Below are 14,632 nucleotides of genomic sequence, written 5' to 3' on the forward strand. Positions count from 1 at the left end.
CGCGCCCGATGACGCGAGGTTCTTCGCGATCGGGCGATGCGGTCGAGGTCCATGGCACCGCGGTCGCGATCGACGGGCAGGGGCTCCTGCTGCGGGGCGCGCCGGGCAGCGGCAAATCCGATCTCGCGCTGCGGCTGGTCGATGGCGGCGCGCTCCTGATCGCGGACGACCTGGTCAGGATCGAGCGGCGCGGCGACGGGCTCTGGGTCGGGCCCGCCGCGGGCACGCCGGCGGCGCTGCGTCATAAGATTGAAATCCGGGGGCTGGGGATCGCGAGCCTGCCGGGCCTGGAGGAGGCGCCGTTGGTTCTGGTGGCCGACCTGGTGCCGGGCCTGGTGCCCGAGCGGCTGCCGCCGGCGGGATTCTGCGATTATCTGGCGGTCGGGCTCCCCTTGATCGCGCTCGATTCCTTTGCCGCCTCGGCCGCGGCCAAGCTCCGGCTTGCGGTCAAGCGCGGCCCCCGGTCTATAATCCCTCCCCCATGACCCAACAGGCAGCGCCCGAGGCGCCAGCTTCTACCGCGGGCGGGATGGCATCGATCGCGTCCCGCCCGGAGCGCCTGCCGGTGGTGCTGGTGACCGGCCTTTCCGGCGCCGGCCATACCACGGCGCTCAAGATCCTCGAGGATCTCGGTTACGAGGCTGTCGACAACCTGCCCCTCACCCTGATGGACGGGCTCGCCGGCGGCAAGCTCGCGCGTCCGCTCGCGGTCGGCGTGGACAGCCGCACCCGCGACTTCTCGGCCGAGGCGCTGAGCGAGAAGCTCGGCCGGCTGACGCATGACGCGGGGCTCGAGGTGAAGCTCCTGTTCCTCGATTGCAGCGACGAGGTGCTGCGCCGCCGCTTCACCGAGACGCGTCGCCGCCATCCGCTGGCGCTCGACCGCCCGGTCGCCGACGGCATCCGCCAGGAGCGCGAGCTGCTGGCGCCCTTGCGCGAGCTCGCCGATCTCGTGGTCGACAGCACCGATCTCGCCATCGGCGATCTCAAGCATCTGCTGCAGGGACATTTCCGGCTGCAATCGGCGCAGGCCGCGATCACCGTGATGTCCTTCTCCTATCGTCACGGCCTGCCGCGCGAAGCCGATCTCGTGTTCGACGTGCGCTTCCTGACCAATCCGCATTATCGCGACGAGCTGCGGCCGCTCACGGGCAAGGATGCGAAGATCGGGCTCTTCATCGAGGCCGATCCCGCCTGGGGGCCGTTCTTCGACAATCTCCGCAATCTGCTCCTGCCGCTGCTGCCGCGATTCGAGCGCGAGGGCAAGAGCTATCTGACCTTGGCCGTCGGTTGTACCGGCGGCCGTCACCGCTCGGTTTTCGCCGCCGAGCGCCTGGCCCAGTGGTTGCGCGCGCAAGGGCGTCATGTCAGCTTGCGCCACCGCGATCTCGACCGGGGGGCCGGGGTGGACTGATGTTGACCGTGCAGACGGACGGCGGCGGGATCGGGCATGGGGTGAGGACAGCAATATGATCGGCATGGTGTTGGTGACGCATGGCCGGCTGGCCGAGGAGTTCGTCTCGGCGCTCGAGCATGTCGTGGGCAAGCAGAAGAACATCGCGGCCATCTGCATCGGGCCCGATGACGATATGGAGGCCCGCCGCCAGGAGATTCTCGACCAGGTGGCCAAGGTCGACAGCGGCGAGGGCGTCGTGCTGCTGACCGACATGTTCGGCGGCACGCCCTCCAACCTGGCGATCTCGGTGCTCGATCGTGCCAATGTCGAGGTGATCGCCGGCGTCAACCTGCCGATGCTGATCAAGCTCGCCTCGATCCGCGGCACGCAGAAGCTGCCGGCCGCGGTCGCCGCGGCCCAGGAGGCGGGCCGCAAATACATCAACGTCGCCTCGCAACTGCTCGCAGGCGCGGGTCAATGAGCGCAGGCGACATGCCCGGCAGCGGTCCTCTGACGGCCCATCTCGAGATCCGCAACCAGCGCGGCCTGCATGCGCGCGCGGCGGCGAAGTTCGTGCAGGCGCTGAACGGTTTCCAGGCCGACATCGTGGTGATCCGGGGCGACATGGAGGTCTCGGGCCGCTCGATCATGGGATTGATGATGCTGGCCGCGGGGCCCGGCTCGGTCATCGAGGTGCGGGCCACCGGAACCGACGCGGCGGCGGCCTTGGGGGCGCTCGAGGCGCTGATCGGACGCAAATTCGATGAAAGCTGAACGCGAACGGGCGGCCCGGCCCCGCAAGCGGGCCCCCGCCAAGGGCGAGCTGGTGTTCGAGGGGCTGGGCGTGTCGCCCGGCATCGCCGTGGGGCCCGCCCATGTGGTCGAGGGCGGCTCGGTGCATGTGCCCGAATATCGCATCGAGCCCGACCAGATCGAGGCCGAGCGCGCGCGCTTCTCCGCCGCGGTCGCCAAGGCGCAGAAGCAGCTCGTCAAGCTCAAGGGCAAGTCGGCCAACCTGCCGGGCACGGCGGCGGAGGAGATCGGCTTCCTGCTCGATGCGCATCTGCAGATGCTGACGGGATCGCGCGTCGTGCGCGGCGTCGAGAAGCTGATCGAGGAAGGCCTCAACGCCGAGGCCGCGGTCCAGGCCGAGATCTCCAAGGTGGCCCAGGATTTCGCGGCACTCGACGACGCCTATATGGCGGCGCGCGCCCAGGACATCCGCGAGGTCGGCGACCGGCTGATCCGCAACCTGACCCAGACGCCCTACGAGGCCTTCTCGCACCTGTCGCCGGGCAGCATCATCGTCGGCGAGGAGCTGACGCCGGCCGACACGGCGCTGATGAACCCCGAGCTGGTCGGCGGCCTCGCCGCCGTGCTGGGCGGCGCGGAAAGCCACACCGCGATCATGGCGCGCTCGCTGGGGCTGCCGGCGGTGCTCGGCGTGGCGGGCCTGATCGGCAATGTCCGCAGCGGCGACGTGATCGCGATCGACGGCGATGGCGGCCGGATCTACCTCAACCCGAGCGCCAAGACGCTGGCGCAGCTCAAGACCCGCCAGGCCGAGGACGAGCGCGAGGAGAAGCAGCTCTCGCGCCTGAAGAAGCTGCCCGCGATCACGCGCGACGGCATCGCCATCGGGCTGCAGGCCAATCTGGAGCTGCCGCGCGAGCTCGACATGGCGATGGATGCGGGCGCCGAGGGCGTGGGGCTGCTGCGCACCGAGTTCCTCTATATGAACCGCGACGACCTGCCCGACGAGGACGAGCAGTACAAGATCTATGTCGAGCTGATCGAGGGCTTAAGCGGGCGGCCGATCACCGCGCGCACGCTCGATGTCGGCGCCGACAAGCTGGCCTATTCGCTGGCAGCCCATCTGGGCGGCGGCATCAACCCGGCGCTGGGCCTGCGCGCGATCCGCCTCTCCTTGCGCGAGCGCAGCCTGCTCGAGGCGCAGCTCGCCGCCATGATCCGCGCCGGCGCGCATGGCCCGCTGCGCATCCTCCTGCCCATGATCTCGACGCTGATCGAGATCCGCCAGGTGCGCGAGGTGCTGGACCGCGTGGTGCGCCGGCTGCATCGCCGGCGCGTGAAGGTGCCCGATCCCCTGCCGCCGATCGGCGTCATGATCGAGGTGCCGGGCGCGGCGCTCTCGGCCGACGCCTTTGCCCAGATCGTCGATTTCTTCGCCATCGGCACCAACGACCTCACCATGTACACGCTGGCGATCGACCGCGGCGAGGAGCAGGTGGCGCATCTCTATAACCCGCTCCATCCGGCGGTGCTGCGCCTGATCCAGTTCGCGACCGAGGCGGCCTTGCGCGCGCGCATCCCCGTCAGCGTCTGCGGCGAGATCGCGGGCGATCCGCGCTATACGCCGCTGCTGCTGGGCCTCGGCATCCGCGAGCTCTCCATGGCGGCGACGGCGCTGCCGCGCGTCAAGCAGCGCATCCGCGACCTCGACCTGGTGGCGGCGACGCGTTGCGCCAGCACCATCATGGACCAGTCCGACCCCGGCCGGATCGCGGCGCTCCTGGACGATTTCAACACGCTGGCGTGAGGCGCCCCATTTCTCCTCCCCCGCGCTGCGGGGGAGGATCAAGGAGGGGGCTGCTCGGTCTTTGCAACATCGCGTCTTCCCCCTCCCTAACCCTCGCCCTTGAGGGGGGAGGGGATAGAAAGTGGCATTTCCAACCTGCGCCAAGGGCTTACCAATGCCCTCCCGGCAGCCCTTGCCGGGCTCCGGCCCCCCTGCTATAGGGGCCCGCCATTTCCCCCGTTATACCCTACGAGAATCAGGAGAATTCGCCCGATGAGCGCGCGCCAGGACTACAAGGTCGCCGACATCTCCAAGGCCGATTGGGGCCGCAAGGAGATCGCGATCGCCGAGACCGAGATGCCGGGCCTGATGGCGCTCCGGCGCGAGTTCGGCGAGAAGAAGCCGCTCAAGGGCGCCCGCATCGCCGGCTGCCTGCATATGACGATCCAGACCGCGGTGCTGATCGAGACGCTGATCGCGCTCGGCGCCACGGTGCGCTGGTCCTCCTGCAACATCTTCTCGACCCAGGACCAGGCGGCGGCCGCCATCGCCGTCAAGGGCATCCCGGTCTTCGCCTGGAAGGGCATGAACGAGGAGGAGTTCTGGTGGTGCATCGAGCAGACCATCAAGGGGCCGGACGGCTGGACGCCGAACATGATCCTCGATGACGGCGGCGACCTCACCCAGATCATGCACGACAAATATCCGGCGATGCTCAAGGACGTGAAGGGCATCTCCGAGGAGACCACGACCGGCGTGCATCGCCTCTACGAGATGGCGAAGAAGGGCACGCTCGCGGTGCCGGCGATCAACGTCAATGACAGCGTCACCAAGTCGAAGTTCGACAATCTCTATGGCTGCCGCGAAAGCCTGGTCGACGGCATCAAGCGCGCGACCGACGTGATGATGGCGGGCAAGGTCGCCGTGGTCTGCGGCTATGGCGATGTCGGCAAGGGCTCGGCGGCCTCGCTCCGGAGCCAGGGCGCCCGTGTCATGGTGACCGAGGTCGATCCGATCTGCGCGCTGCAGGCGGCGATGGAAGGCTACCAGGTCACCACCATGGACGATGCGGCCGCCCATGCCGACATCTTCGTCACCTGCACCGGCAATGTCGACGTCATCACGCTCGACCATATGCGCCAGATGAAGGACCGCGCGATCGTCTGCAACATCGGCCATTTCGACAGCGAGATCCAGATCGGAGCGCTGCGGAACTACAAGTGGGAGAACGTGAAGCCGCAGGTGGACGAGGTCGTGTTTCCCGACGGCAAGCGCCTGATCGTGCTGGCCGAGGGCCGGCTCGTGAATCTCGGCTGCGCCACCGGCCATCCGAGCTTCGTGATGAGCGCCTCCTTCACCAACCAGGTGCTGGCCCAGATCGAGCTCTGGTCCAACCATGGTCAGTACGAGCGCAAGGTCTACGTGTTGCCGAAGCACCTGGACGAGAAGGTCGCGGCGCTGCATCTGGAGAAGATCGGCGTGAAGCTGACGAAGCTCTCGCCCAAGCAGGCGGACTATATCGGCGTCGCCCAGAAGGGGCCGTTCAAGCCCGAGCATTACCGGTACTGACGAGAATTATCCCCTCCCCCGCTTCGCGGGGGAGGGTTAGGGAGGGGGCTGCTCGGTCTATGACACTGGGATCGAACAGCGCTCCATCCCGCACCCCCTATCGAGTCATCCCCCTCCCTGCCCTCCCCCGAAGACGGGGGGATTAAGAATCCCGAATCCCCCTTACCGCCCAAGCGCGTAGCCCCCGTGGCAAATTCGCGATAGAGTGATTCGCGTGGGGTATGGACATCACGGGCTGGAGTCGAATCGGGTGAGGGCGGCCGCGTCGGCGCGGGCTGTCGCAACCGTTGTCGGTCTGCTGGGCGGGCTGGCCTGGCCCGGCCTGGCCTGGGCCGACGAGACGCCCATGGCGGCAGCGGTCGGCGCCATCGGCTGGATCCTCGCCGCCCTGTTCCTGGGCCTCGGCATCGGCCTGGTGGTGGCGGGCCTGCTGGTGCGCCGCGAGCGGGCCCGGGCCGTGGCGCGCGAGCGCGAGGTGGCGGTCGAGCGCTCCACCTTCGAAAACACGCGGGCCCAGGCTGCCGGCGAGATCGCCTCCATCGCCGCCCAGCGCGACGGGTTGCTCCAGGTTCTGGACAGCCTGTCGATCCCGGTCTGGCGCCGGCGCCCCGATCTCTCGCTCGATTTCGTCAACCAGGCCTATGCCCGGGCGGTCGAGGCCGACCGGCCCAAGGCGCTGATGGAGCAGACCGAGCTCGCCGGGAGCCGCGCGCTCGCCGAGCGGGTGCGCGATCTGGGGCTGGCCCAGTCGGAGAGCCGGCCCACCGTGGTCGGCGGCGAGCGGCTGCTGTTCGACTTCAACGAGCTGCCCCTGCCCGACGGGCGCACCGTCGGCTATGCGCTCGACATGACCAGCGTCGAATCGACCCAGTTCGAGCTGGCGCGCCATATCCAGGCCCATGGCGAGGTGCTCGAGCAGATGGGCACCGGCATCATCATCCTGGGCCCCGATGCCCGGGTGAAGTTCTTCAACAGCGCCTATACCCGGCTCTGGGGCCTCGAGGCCGAGTTCCTGCGCACCGAGCCGACGCTGGAGCAGCTCCTGGAGCAGCTGCGCGAGAAGCGCCGGCTGCCCGAGCAGCCCGATTTCCCCGCCTACAAGAAGGAGCTCAAGCGCAGCCTGATGAGCGCCATCGGCCCGCTCGAGGCGTTGCTGCATCTGCCCGACGGGCGCACCATGCGCCGGATCGCCGCCCCCCATCCCTTCGGCGGCATCGTCATGACCTTCGAGGACGTGACCGACACGCTGGCCCTCGAGCGCTCCTACAACACCCTCATCGACGTGCAGCGCGAGACGCTCGACAACCTGTTCGAGGGTGTCGCGGTGTTCGGCGCCGACGGGCGCCTCAAGCTCTTCAACCCGGCCTTCGTGCGGATGTGGGGCTTCCAGGAGGACGACCTCGCCAACCAGCCGCACGCGACCCACCTGGTCGAGATGGTCCGCGGCTATTTCGAGACCGCGGCCTGGCCGCGCATGAAGCAGCGCATGATCGACCGGCTGCAGGACCGCACCGCGCGCACCGGCCGCATGGAGCGCGCCGACGGCTCGACGGTCGATTTCGCGGCGGTGCCGCTGCCCGACGGCGCCTGCCTGATGATCTATATGGATGTGAGCGACAGCGTGCGGGTGCAGCGCGCGCTGGCCGAGCGCAACGCCGCGCTCGAGACCGCCGACCGGCTCAAGTCCGAGTTCATCGCCAACGTCTCCTACGAGCTGCGCACGCCCCTGAACGCGATCATCGGCTTCGCCGAGATCCTCGATCAGCAGTATTTCGGGCCGCTGACCGAGCGCCAGGCGGAATACAGCCACGGCATCATCGACGCCTCGCAGCAGCTCCTGCTCCTCATCAACGACATCCTCGACATCGCCACCATCGAGGCGGGCTATCTCCAGCTCGAGCTGGCCCCGGTCGATGTGGGCGCGATGCTGAAGGACCTGGTGACGCTGAGCGCCGAGCGGGCGCGCTCGCGCGGCGTGGCGCTCGAGCTCGACTGCCCGCCCGATATCGGCCGCGTCACCGGCGACGAGCGCCGCCTGAAGCAGGCGATCTACAACCTCATCAGCAACGCCATGAAGTTCACGCCGCTCGGCGGGACGGTGCGGCTGACGGCCCGGCGCAGCGACAGCCAGCTCGAGCTCGAGGTGGTCGATAACGGGGTCGGCATCACCGAGCAGGACCAGGGCCAGGCCTTCCAGAAATTCGCGCGGGTCGGCGGCCGGCGCCAGAGCGGCAGCGGGCTCGGCCTGGCGCTGGTGAAGAGCCTGATCGAGCTCCATGGCGGCCAGGTGGAGCTGGTCTCCAAGCCCGGCGTGGGCACGCGCGTCACCTGCCGCCTGCCGCTGGCCTCCGGCGACGCCCCCGCGCAGGAACGCCGCGCGGCGGGATAAGCGCGCTGTCCCCGGCGCCCGTGTCGGCCGGCGCCGGGCTTCCGTCATCGCCCTGTCGCAATTGAAACGCGATTCCGCGGCCCCGCGAAACCGTCGCGATGCAATGCGCCCCTAGCTGTCCCTCCGAGGGTTGCCGCCGATGTCCGGCCGTCGCCGCGACGTCGATGTCGGCACCGCCAAACCGGAAGGGGCAGAACCATGTCGGACCTCGTCGCGAGAACGTTGCAACAGCTGAGCCAGCAGGTGTCGGGCCGCCTCTCATTGCCGGGCGACAGCCGCTATGCGGCGGCCACGGCGATCTGGGCGAAGCCGGCCGGTCCTTTGCCGCAGGCGGTCGTCCATGCCCAGACCTCGGCCGATGTGCAGGCGGCGATCCACGCCGCCCGGGACAGCGGGCTGCCGCTGTCGGTGCGCGGCGGCGGCCATGACTGGGCCAGGCGCGCGCTCTGTGCCGGCATCGTCGTCGATCTCGGCGCCATGAGAGGCGTGATCGTCAAGCCCGGCAGCCTGGTGGCCCATATCGCGGGCGGGTCCCGCGCGGCGGACGTGGCCCTGGCGGCCGAGCCCTTCGGCCTCGCGCCCGTGGCCGGCTCCGTCGGCGATGTCGGCATGGCGGGCTTCACGCTGGGCGGCGGCTACGGCGCCCTGATCGGCCGCTGCGGCCTCGGGCTCGACAATCTGCTGGCTGCCGAGGTGGTGCTGGCGGACGGGCGTGTCGTGCTGGCGAAGCAGGATCAGGAGGTGGAGCTGTTCTGGGCCCTGCGCGGCGGCGGCGGGAATTTCGGCGTCGTCACCCGCCTGCATTGCCGCCTGCACGACCTGCCCGGCATCCATTCGGGCCTGCTTCTCTATCCCTTCCCGGAAGCGAAGGCCGTGCTCGCCCGCTGCAACGAGCTTCTCGCCGGGGCGCCGGACGAGCTGACGGTCCAGCTCGGCTTCGTCGGCACGCCCGACGGCACACCGATGGTTTTCGTCTTCCCGAGCTGGTGCGGCCGGTCGGGCGAGGGCGAGGCGCGGCTCGCGTCGTTCCTGAAGCTGGGAACGCTTCTGGGCGGCGGCGTCGCCGCGAAAACCTACGGCGATCATCTGCGCAGCTTCGACGGCAGCCTCTCTCACGGCCAGCGGGTCTTCATCGAAACCTGCTGGCTGCCCGCGCTCGAGGGCGATGGCATCGACGCGCTGGTGAACGCCATGGGAAGCGCACCCTCCGCCGGCTGCGCCATCGCGACCCACGAGCTGAAAGGAGCGGCGACCCGCGTGCCGCTGGAAGCGACGGCGTTCGGCCTGCGCCGCGAACATGTCCTCGTCGAGATCATCGCCGGCTTCGCCGATCGCGGAGACAAGAGAGAAGAGCAGCGCCATCAGGCCTGGGCCCGCGCCACCCGCAAGGCTCTCGAGCCGGTGGCGCTTCCCGGCGGCTATCCGAACCTGCTCGGCCCGGGCGACGCGGATCGCGTCGCGCAAAGCTTCGGCCGCAACGCGGCGCGCCTCGCCAAGGCCAAGCGGCAGTACGATCCCGACAATCTCTTCCGTTCCGCGATCCCCTTGCCGAAGGGATGAAGTGCGCGTGCGCTTAGTCGCAACACGTGGATTCTCCGCTGTCTCTTCACCGCAAAGGCATCGCGGCACCGCTCGTGTCGCGATGCCTGCGTTGTCATGCGTGAATACGCAGCGATGCACCGGTCCGCTGAAGCCCTTCTTCATACCCTACCAAGTTAATCTCGTTTGTCGTGTTGCAAGTGCGCTGCGAGTGTTCTCCTGCGTCGCCGTTCGTGGCGCGACGGAAGAGAGACCGAAGGATGGGCACGCCATGATGCGACGGAGAGCAGGGAGCGCGTTCGGCACCGACCGCCGCGCTTCGCGATGTAGCGGGATCGTGGGCGCCGGCCTCTAGGGTCCGGGCGACCACCGTCTTTCACACTCAACTGATCGGGTTTCGCGCGAGGGGCCGTGCCGCGGCGGCCGTCCCCCGCCAGGGCGGAGCCGTGTCTTCAACCGGGCCCCGGGAGGGCCGAGCATTGCATGTCGGGCATTTCCATTGTCGGCATCTCGGGCAGCGTGACGCGGCCCTCGCGCACCACGGCGCTGGTGACGCAGATCCTGGCCGCCATCGGCGCCCGCAGCGGCCTGCCGACGCGCCTGGTGGAGTTGGTCGAGGCCGGCCCGGTGCTGTTCCGGTCGCTGACGCCCCCGCAATTGACGGATGAGGCGCGCGAGATCGTCCATACGGTCGAGCGCGCGAGCCTCCTGGTCGTCGCGACGCCCGTCTATCGCGCGTCTTATACGGGCGCGCTCAAGCATCTCTTCGACCTGGTCCGCCGCGAGACCCTCGCCGGCAAGCCCGCGATCCTCGCCGCCACGGGCGGCAACCCCCTGCATGGGCTCGTCACCGAGCATGAGCTGCGGCCCCTGCTCAGCTTCTTCAACGCACTGACCGTGCCGACCACGATCTACGCGACCGAGACCTCGTTCCTCGACTACCGGCTGGTCGATGCCGCGGTCGAGGAGCGGATCGAGCGCGCGGCGACCGAGGCGCTCGACCTGCTCGAGTTCCGCCTGCAGACGGCGGCTCCGGGCGACGCGTCGTCGCGTCCGGCCCGGCGCCTCGTCACCGGCTGATCCCATCGGGCATCCCCTCACTCATCGGAGAGAAGATCATGAGCAGCAACGAACGCGTCGAGCAGCCGATCAAGTTCGCCTACTGGGTTCCGAACGTCTCCGGCGGGCTCGTCATCAGCAAGATCCCGCAGCGGACGAGCTGGGATCTCGACTACAACATCAAGCTGGCGCAGATCGCCGAGCGGGCTGGTTTCGAGTATGCGCTGAGCCAGATCCGCTTCACCGCCGGTTATGGCGCCGATAACCAGCACGAGCCGGTCTCCTTCAGCCAGGCGCTGCTCGCCGCCACCGAGCGGCTCAAGCTGATCGCGGCGCTCCTGCCGGGGCCGTGGAACCCGGCCGTGGCGGCCAAGCAGATCGCCACCATCAGCCATCTCTCGAACGCGCGCGTGGCGGTCAATATCGTCAGCGGCTGGTTCCGCGGCGAGTTCGCCGCCATCGGCGAGCCCTGGCTCGATCATGACGAGCGCTACCGGCGCTCGGAGGAGTTCATCCGCGCGCTGCGCGGCATCTGGACCGAGGAGAGCTTCACCTTCCGCGGCGACTTCTACCGCTTCAACAATTACAGCCTGAAGCCGAAGCCGCTCGCGCCGCTGCCGGAGATCTTCCAGGGCGGCAGCTCGCGCGCCGCCCGCGACATGGCGTCCCGCGTCTCCGACTGGTATTTCACCAACGGCAACAGCGTCGACGGAATCAAGAAGCAGGTCGACGACATCCAGGCCAAGGCGGCGGCGAACCGCCATTCGGTCAAGATCGGCGTCAATGCCTTCTCCATCGCCCGCAAGACCGAGAAGGAGGCCCAGGAGGTTCTCGCCGAGATCCTGAAGCACGCCGACCCGGAAGCGGTCAAAGGCTTCCATCACGAGGTGCAGAACGCCGGCAACGCCTCGCCCGAGCGCGAAGGCAACTGGGCGAAATCCACCTTCGAGGACCTGGTCCAGTACAACGACGGCTTCAAGACCAACCTGATCGGCACGCCGCAGCAGATCGCCGAACGCATCCTGGCGCTGAAGCAGGTCGGCGTGAACCTGATCCTGCTCGGATTCCTCCATTTCCAGGAGGAGGTCGAGCATTTCGGCAAGCATGTCATCCCGCTGGTCCGCGAGCTCGAAGCCGCGAAGAAGCCCGTGCGGGCCTATGCCTGAACGAGCGGCATCGGCATCGGCGGCCGTGAGGCCGCCGATGCCGGTGTCCTGCGAACCGCCTGACGGAGATCGATCATGAACGCCGCACCCGGCACAGCCTCCGCTCTCTCCTCCGCCTCGCCCTTCGAGGCCGGGTTGGCGCTCGACGGCTTCGACGCCCCGGTTTCGGAAACGGCCGGTTCCGTTCCCGCGGCGCGGGATACGGCCGGCGCCGTGCTGCGGATCGAAGGGGTCTCGCTCGCCTTCGGCGGCGTGGCGGCGCTGGTCGATGTCGATCTCGAGGTGGCGCCGCGCGAGATCCGCGCGGTGATCGGCCCGAACGGGGCGGGCAAGAGCTCGCTCATCAACGTGGTGAGCGGGCTCTACCGGCCCGATCGCGGCCGTGTGCTGCTGGCGGGCGAGAGCTTCGCGCCCGTGCCGACCGCCCGGCTGGCGCGGCTGGGTGTCGCCCGCACTTTCCAGAACCTGGCGCTCTTCAAGGGGCTCAGCGTCATCGACAATGTGGTGATGGGGCTGACCCAGACGGTGCGCTCCAGCTTCCTGGGGCAGATCTTCGGCTCGCCCCGCGCCCGGCGCGACGAGGCGGAGACCCGCGCCCGGGCCGAGGCGATCGTCGAGTTCCTTCACCTGACCGCGGTGCGCGACAAGCCCGCCGGCACGCTGCCCTATGGCTTGCAGAAGCGGGTCGAGCTGGCCCGCGCGCTGGTCGCGCGGCCCAAGCTGCTGCTGCTGGACGAGCCGCTGGCCGGCATGACGGTGACCGAGAAACGCGAGCTCTCGGGCTATATCCGCAACGCCCGCGACACATACGGCACCAGCATCGTCCTCATCGAGCACGATATCGGCGTGGTGATGGGGCTTTCCGACCGCGTCGCGGTTCTGGACTACGGCCGCAAGATCGCCGATGGCACGCCCGACGAGGTGCGCCGCGACCAGGCGGTCATCGACGCCTATCTCGGCGTCGCGCACGACGACGAAGCCCCAGGGAACGTGCGAGGGGGCGTGTGATGGAGGATTTCCAGTTCTTCATCGAGGTCCTGGTCGGGGGCCTGCTGTCCGGGGTGATGTATTCGCTGGTCGCGATCGGCTTCGTGCTGATCTACAAGACCTCGGGCGTGCTCAATTTCGCGCAGGGCTCGCTGCTGCTCTTCGCGGCCCTCACCTTCGTCAGCCTGCTCGAGCGGGGCGTGCCGTTCGTGGCGGCGCTGGCGATCGTTTTCGCCCTCATGGCGCTCTTGGGCACGATCATCGAGCGCGCGGTGCTGCGCCCTCTCGTCAACCAGCCGCCGATCACGCTCTTCATGGCGACGCTGGGACTCTCCTTCGTCATCGAAGGCGTGGCCCAGCTTCTGTGGGGCGCGCAGGTGCATGGGCTCGATCTCGGTATCGAGGACACACCCTTCGAGGTCGCAGGCGTGCTCATCAGCCAGTTCGACCTGTTCGCGGCCGGCGTCGCCGGCGCCATGGTCGCGCTCTTCACGGTCTTCTTCCGCTATACGCGGGTGGGCCTTGCCTTCCGTGCGGTCGCGGACGATCAGTTCGCGGCGCTCTCGGTCGGGCTTCGCCTGCCCCGCATCTGGGCCATCGTCTGGACCGCATCCGGCGTCGTGGCGCTGGTCGCGGGCCTGCTCTGGGGTGCCCGGCTCGGCGTCCAGTTCTCGCTCTCGCTGATCGTGCTCAAGGCGCTGCCGGTGCTGGTGCTGGGCGGCTTCGATTCGATTGCCGGCGCCATCGTCGGCGGGCTCCTGATCGGCGCCATCGAGAAGCTGTCCGAGGTCTATATCGGACCCTATTTCAACGGCGGCATCGAGAGTTGGGCGGCCTATGTGGTGGCGCTGGGCTTCCTCCTGATCCGCCCGGCCGGGCTCTTCGGCCAGAAACTGGTGGAAAGGGCCTGACGCCATGAGCGCCGTCGCAGCGCCTGCGAACCCGTCGCGCAATCTCCTCAATCTGGCCGGCATCGCGATCCTGCTTCTGGGGGCGTTCGTCGTTCTGCCCCTGGTCGGATCGGGCTATCTCTTCGACGCGATCTTGACGCCGTTCCTGGCGCTGTCGCTGGCGGCACTGGGTCTCAACCTCCTCACCGGCTATGCCGGCCAGGTGTCGCTGGGCTCGGCGGCCTTTCTCGCGGTCGGGGCCTACGCCGCCTACAACTTCAACCTGCGGGTCCCGGGCCTGCCTCTGCTGGGCAGCCTGGTGCTCGGCGGCCTCACCTCGGCTGCTGTCGGCATCCTCTTCGGTTTGCCGAGCCTGCGTCTTCGCGGCTTCTATCTCGCCGTCTCGACCCTGGCCGCCCAGTTCTTCGTCCAGTGGGCGCTCAACAAGTTCGGCTGGTTCTCGAACGGCAATTCCTCGGGCGTCATCGGCGCGCCACCTCTGACGGTTGCCGGCCTGTCCTTCGACAGCCCCGTCGGCCGCTACCTCTTTTCGCTCGCCATCGTCACCTTGACGACGTTCGCCGCCTGGCGGCTGGTGAATTCGCAGACGGGTCGCAACTTCGTCGCCATCCGCGACCAGGAGACCGCGGCCAAGGTCCTGGGTGTGCCCGTGCTGGGCACCAAGCTCCTGGCCTTCGCCGCATCCTCCTTCATCATCGGCGTGGCCGGCGTGCTCTGGGCCTTCGCCTATGTGCGCACGGTGGAGCCCGATGGCTTCGATCTCGACCGGTCGTTCCAGATTCTCTTCATCATCATCATCGGCGGGCTGGGCTCGATCCGCGGCGCCTTCCTGGGCGCGGCTTTCATGGTCGTCTTCCCTCTCCTCCTGTCGCGCGTCGGCCAGACGCTTCTGGGCGGGTTGTTCGATTCGGGCGTGCTCGAGAACAGCCAGAAGATCGTCATCGGCTCTCTGATCATTCTCTTCCTCATCGCCGAGCCGCTCGGTTTTTCGGCGCTTCTCGACCGCCTGAAGTCGCGGGTTCTTCCCAGGACCCGCCCCGCCTGAGCCTTCGCCACCCGATCCATCAAGCAACCTCG

13 protein-coding genes are annotated in these 14,632 nt (G+C 68.6%); all 13 read left to right on the forward strand.

What is annotated here, in order from left to right; all coding sequences use genetic code 11:
• Positions 1-8: 8 nt before the first annotated feature.
• On the forward strand, positions 9-485 hold the full coding sequence (locus FRZ61_RS00825) for an HPr kinase/phosphorylase (RefSeq protein ID WP_151114499.1): 477 nt from the start codon (positions 9-11) through the stop codon (positions 483-485).
• A 44-nt stretch (positions 486-529) separates the two neighbouring features.
• Positions 530-1,414 (forward strand): RNase adapter RapZ, encoded by an 885-nt coding sequence (gene rapZ / locus FRZ61_RS00830; RefSeq protein WP_151114500.1) that lies wholly within the window; start codon positions 530-532, stop codon positions 1,412-1,414.
• 55 nt (positions 1,415-1,469) lie between these two features.
• A complete protein-coding gene (locus FRZ61_RS00835; protein ID WP_151114501.1) occupies positions 1,470-1,877 on the forward strand; it encodes a PTS sugar transporter subunit IIA in 408 nt (135 codons plus the stop codon).
• Positions 1,874-2,170, forward strand: a complete 297-nt coding sequence (locus FRZ61_RS00840) for an HPr family phosphocarrier protein (protein ID WP_151114502.1) — start codon at positions 1,874-1,876, stop codon at positions 2,168-2,170. The genes FRZ61_RS00835 and FRZ61_RS00840 overlap by 4 nt, the downstream gene beginning before the upstream one ends.
• Positions 2,160-3,956 carry a phosphoenolpyruvate--protein phosphotransferase gene (gene ptsP, locus FRZ61_RS00845; protein WP_151114503.1) on the forward strand — a complete coding sequence of 599 codons (1,797 nt, stop codon included), beginning with the start codon at positions 2,160-2,162 and terminating at the stop codon, positions 3,954-3,956. The genes FRZ61_RS00840 and ptsP overlap by 11 nt, the downstream gene beginning before the upstream one ends.
• 252 nt (positions 3,957-4,208) lie before the next feature.
• Positions 4,209-5,504: an adenosylhomocysteinase gene (gene ahcY / locus FRZ61_RS00850; RefSeq protein WP_151114504.1), complete on the forward strand. Its 1,296-nt coding sequence runs from the start codon at positions 4,209-4,211 to the stop codon at positions 5,502-5,504.
• A 250-nt stretch (positions 5,505-5,754) separates the two neighbouring features.
• A complete protein-coding gene (locus FRZ61_RS00855; RefSeq protein WP_225309043.1) occupies positions 5,755-7,893 on the forward strand; it encodes a sensor histidine kinase in 2,139 nt (712 codons plus the stop codon).
• A 198-nt stretch (positions 7,894-8,091) separates the two neighbouring features.
• Positions 8,092-9,453, forward strand: coding sequence for an FAD-binding oxidoreductase (locus FRZ61_RS00860; RefSeq protein WP_151114505.1), 1,362 nt, complete (start codon positions 8,092-8,094; stop codon positions 9,451-9,453).
• A gap of 462 nt (positions 9,454-9,915) precedes the next feature.
• Positions 9,916-10,512 (forward strand): NAD(P)H-dependent oxidoreductase, encoded by a 597-nt coding sequence (locus FRZ61_RS00865; RefSeq protein ID WP_151114506.1) that lies wholly within the window; start codon positions 9,916-9,918, stop codon positions 10,510-10,512.
• Positions 10,513-10,550: 38 nt separating this feature from the next.
• Positions 10,551-11,657 (forward strand): dimethylsulfone monooxygenase SfnG, encoded by a 1,107-nt coding sequence (gene sfnG / locus FRZ61_RS00870; RefSeq protein WP_151114507.1) that lies wholly within the window; start codon positions 10,551-10,553, stop codon positions 11,655-11,657.
• Between the two features lie 75 nt (positions 11,658-11,732).
• Positions 11,733-12,665: an ABC transporter ATP-binding protein gene (locus tag FRZ61_RS00875; RefSeq protein WP_151114508.1), complete on the forward strand. Its 933-nt coding sequence runs from the start codon at positions 11,733-11,735 to the stop codon at positions 12,663-12,665.
• On the forward strand, positions 12,665-13,555 hold the full coding sequence (locus tag FRZ61_RS00880; protein WP_151114509.1) for a branched-chain amino acid ABC transporter permease: 891 nt from the start codon (positions 12,665-12,667) through the stop codon (positions 13,553-13,555). Before FRZ61_RS00875 ends, FRZ61_RS00880 begins: the two co-directional genes overlap by 1 nt.
• A gap of 4 nt (positions 13,556-13,559) precedes the next feature.
• A complete protein-coding gene (locus tag FRZ61_RS00885; protein ID WP_151114510.1) occupies positions 13,560-14,600 on the forward strand; it encodes a branched-chain amino acid ABC transporter permease in 1,041 nt (346 codons plus the stop codon).
• The last annotated feature ends 32 nt before the right edge of the window (positions 14,601-14,632 follow it).

The organism is Hypericibacter adhaerens (genome assembly GCF_008728835.1).
Classification (GTDB): Bacteria; Pseudomonadota; Alphaproteobacteria; order Dongiales; family Dongiaceae; genus Hypericibacter; species Hypericibacter adhaerens.

What these genes read in the sequence shown, in the direction of transcription:
- FRZ61_RS00825 (WP_151114499.1), top strand. Translation starts at nt 9, where the DNA reads ATGACGCGAGGTTCTTCGCGATCGGGCGATGCGGTCGAGGTCCATGGC.
- rapZ (WP_151114500.1), top strand. Translation starts at nt 530, where the DNA reads ATGGCATCGATCGCGTCCCGCCCGGAGCGCCTGCCGGTGGTGCTGGTG.
- FRZ61_RS00835 (WP_151114501.1), top strand. Translation starts at nt 1,470, where the DNA reads ATGATCGGCATGGTGTTGGTGACGCATGGCCGGCTGGCCGAGGAGTTC.
- FRZ61_RS00840 (WP_151114502.1), top strand. Translation starts at nt 1,874, where the DNA reads ATGAGCGCAGGCGACATGCCCGGCAGCGGTCCTCTGACGGCCCATCTC.
- ptsP (WP_151114503.1), top strand. Translation starts at nt 2,160, where the DNA reads ATGAAAGCTGAACGCGAACGGGCGGCCCGGCCCCGCAAGCGGGCCCCC.
- ahcY (WP_151114504.1), top strand. Translation starts at nt 4,209, where the DNA reads ATGAGCGCGCGCCAGGACTACAAGGTCGCCGACATCTCCAAGGCCGAT.
- FRZ61_RS00860 (WP_151114505.1), top strand. Translation starts at nt 8,092, where the DNA reads ATGTCGGACCTCGTCGCGAGAACGTTGCAACAGCTGAGCCAGCAGGTG.
- FRZ61_RS00865 (WP_151114506.1), top strand. Translation starts at nt 9,916, where the DNA reads ATGTCGGGCATTTCCATTGTCGGCATCTCGGGCAGCGTGACGCGGCCC.
- sfnG (WP_151114507.1), top strand. Translation starts at nt 10,551, where the DNA reads ATGAGCAGCAACGAACGCGTCGAGCAGCCGATCAAGTTCGCCTACTGG.
- FRZ61_RS00875 (WP_151114508.1), top strand. Translation starts at nt 11,733, where the DNA reads ATGAACGCCGCACCCGGCACAGCCTCCGCTCTCTCCTCCGCCTCGCCC.
- FRZ61_RS00880 (WP_151114509.1), top strand. Translation starts at nt 12,665, where the DNA reads ATGGAGGATTTCCAGTTCTTCATCGAGGTCCTGGTCGGGGGCCTGCTG.
- FRZ61_RS00885 (WP_151114510.1), top strand. Translation starts at nt 13,560, where the DNA reads ATGAGCGCCGTCGCAGCGCCTGCGAACCCGTCGCGCAATCTCCTCAAT.